This window comes from Rhodococcus sp. P3_B8, from assembly GCF_056402775.1.
In genome coordinates this window covers 1-2,343 of record NZ_JBFUGT010000552.1, presented here as the reverse complement: position 1 = coordinate 2,343, position 2,343 = coordinate 1, and the positions used below count along the sequence as shown (strand labels likewise).

At 67.3% G+C, this 2,343-nt stretch carries 4 protein-coding genes; 1 reads left to right on the top strand and 3 read right to left on the bottom strand.

The annotated features are described in order from the left end of the window. The 3 genes from AC1D1G_RS44405 to AC1D1G_RS44395 form a co-directional block, all read right to left on the bottom strand. Window positions 1-146 (bottom strand): helix-turn-helix domain-containing protein (locus tag AC1D1G_RS44405; protein ID WP_477956851.1); only part of this gene is annotated, 146 nt, incomplete at its 3' end. 133 nt (window positions 147-279) lie between these two features. Continuing rightward, entirely contained in the window at window positions 280-1,053 is a 774-nt protein-coding gene (locus AC1D1G_RS44400; protein ID WP_009478808.1) for a site-2 protease family protein, read from the bottom strand. Continuing rightward, window positions 1,050-1,703 (bottom strand): hypothetical protein, encoded by a 654-nt coding sequence (locus AC1D1G_RS44395; protein WP_241962211.1) that lies wholly within the window; start codon window positions 1,701-1,703, stop codon window positions 1,050-1,052. Before AC1D1G_RS44395 ends, AC1D1G_RS44400 begins: the two co-directional genes overlap by 4 nt. Window positions 1,704-1,921: 218 nt before the next feature. On the opposite strand from AC1D1G_RS44395, the gene AC1D1G_RS44390 reads away from it, so the two are divergent. Further along, window positions 1,922-2,343 (top strand): adenylosuccinate synthetase (locus tag AC1D1G_RS44390; protein ID WP_477956850.1); only part of this gene is annotated, 422 nt, incomplete at its 3' end.

The following is a 2,343-nucleotide window of genomic DNA, read 5'->3' as shown; positions in this document are numbered from 1 at the left end:
AACGCTGCGGCGCCCTCGGTGCGGAACCTGCCCACCAGGACGTAGAAGGTATTGCGGGAGATGCCCTGCTCTCGGCACAGGCGGGACACGTTCACCCGTGCCCCGCCTGCGACCGCCGAGACCGCGGCCACGATGTCCGGATTCATCGAAAACCCTTTTCCACCCATGCCCGATTGTCACGGGCACGGGTCGTCAGTGTCCTCGATGTCCTGAGACATCAACTGTCCTGCATGTCCTGAACTCAGACATAACCGCCCGCGGTTGACAAGTACTCACGGGTCAGAGCCAGAAGCGCATCAGGTAGTTGCCGTACTGCGCGTAGATCTCCGGCACCCCGGACAGTTCGAACAGCCGGTAGATGACGTCGAAGAACACCACGTTGATCGACGGCACGAACAGCAGCGCCACGAGGATCAGCAGTCCGTACGGCTTGAACTGGTCGACGGACCTCCGAGTGCGCGGCGGCAGGAACGGTTCGAGCGCGGCGTACCCGTCGAGTCCGGGCACCGGCAGGAGATTGAGCACGGTGGCCATCACCTGCAGGAACGCGAGAAAGCTCAGTCCCGTCCAGAACACCTGGTGGTCGCCGCCCAGCCCGAACCAGCGGATCACGGCGAGCAGGACGATCGCGGACACCAGGTTCACGGCGGGTCCGGCGAGCGACACCCGCGCCTGCACCTTCGGCGAGAACAGTCCGGTGCGCAGGTACACGGCGCCGCCGGGCAGCCCGATCCCGCCGAGCGCGATGAACAGCACCGGCAGACCGATCGACAGCAGCGGGTGGCTGTATTTCAACGGGTTGAGCGTGAGGTAGCCGCGTACCTCGACGTCGGTGTCGCCGTGCCGCCACGCCGTGTACGCGTGCGCGAACTCGTGCAGGCAGAGCGTCACCACCCATCCCGCGACCACCAGCAGGAACACCCCGACGTGGCCGAGCACCGACTCCAGTTCGGCGCGCCACGCGAGAACACCGCCGGCGACCGCGACRGCGACGACGAGGAGGAACACCGGACTGGGCCGGACCGCGGTGGTCCGCGCCCTGGGCAGGCTCATCGGACCAGCAACCACTCTTGATCGTGCCGGTAGAACGTCGAACGCTTGACGTCGCGGGGGTTCGGCACGCCGTCCCGGTTCAGCGCCGCCGCGGGCGACCCGAGCTGCACGGCGCGACCCTCGACCCAGCGGCGGGGGAGCCAGCGCCTGCGAGGCTCGACCGACGCCCGCAGACCGGGCATCCGTGGGGTCGGGGTGACGTTCATGCTCGTCGTCGTCCCCGAGAACAGCCGGGTGTCGTCGACGTAGGCCTCGCCGACGAGCGGACCCCCGTCCGGACCCGTGACGGTGGCGCACCCGACGAGCGCGATCCCCGCGTCGTCGCGGATGAGGGGGACCGGCTTGGCCGTCCCCTTCAGCGCGGTGCGGGCGCCGCGGGCGCCGGAGGACAGGTGGTAGGCGTCCGTCGCCTCCGAACGATGCTCCGCGACGTACGCGAGTTCGATGTGCAGGCGATCGGTGCGCATCAACCGGGTCAGGGTGGCCGCGAAGGCGGCGTCGCTGCCCACCACGATCAGTCGCGGATCCACGACGACCTGAAGTTTGGAGAAGACCTCGTCGAAGTCGTCCTTGTCCGGGACGGCAGGTGCGCTCGAGGTCGAAATGGAGCCCAGAGGCAGGGGAAGCGGCACGTCGCCGCAAATGAGCACTACGGGGGTCAACGCCACTCCTCGCCCGGATGTCCCGCCGCGATTTCCGCAGCTTCCCTTTCGGATCATCCTAGTGGCACGCCCGAGATGGCCTCCCCAGCCGTACTGTGGGGTCTGTTCTCCGTGCCCTCGGCTAGACTGTTCCCCCGGCCACTGCCTACGAACGGCAGGACCACGCAGTCGGATACGACTGTACGTCGACCGTAGGAGACAACGTCATGCCGGCAATCGTCCTGATCGGCGCCCAGTGGGGCGACGAGGGCAAGGGCAAAGCTACCGATCTACTGGGCGGACGCCTGCAGTGGGTGGTGCGCTACCAGGGCGGTAACAACGCCGGACACACAGTGGTTCTTCCGAACGGCGACAAGTTCGCTCTGCATCTGATCCCGTCCGGAATCCTCACTCCGGGCGTCACGAACGTCATCGGCAACGGTGTCGTGGTGGACCCAGGAGTGCTGCTCACCGAACTCGCCGGACTCGACGAGCGGGGCGTGGACACCAGCCGCCTGCTGCTCTCGGCCGATGCGCACCTGATCATGCCGTACCACGTGGCCATCGACAAGGTCACCGAACGCTTCCTCGGGGCCAAGAAGATCGGCACCACCGGCCGCGGCATCGGGCCCTGCTACCAGGACAAACT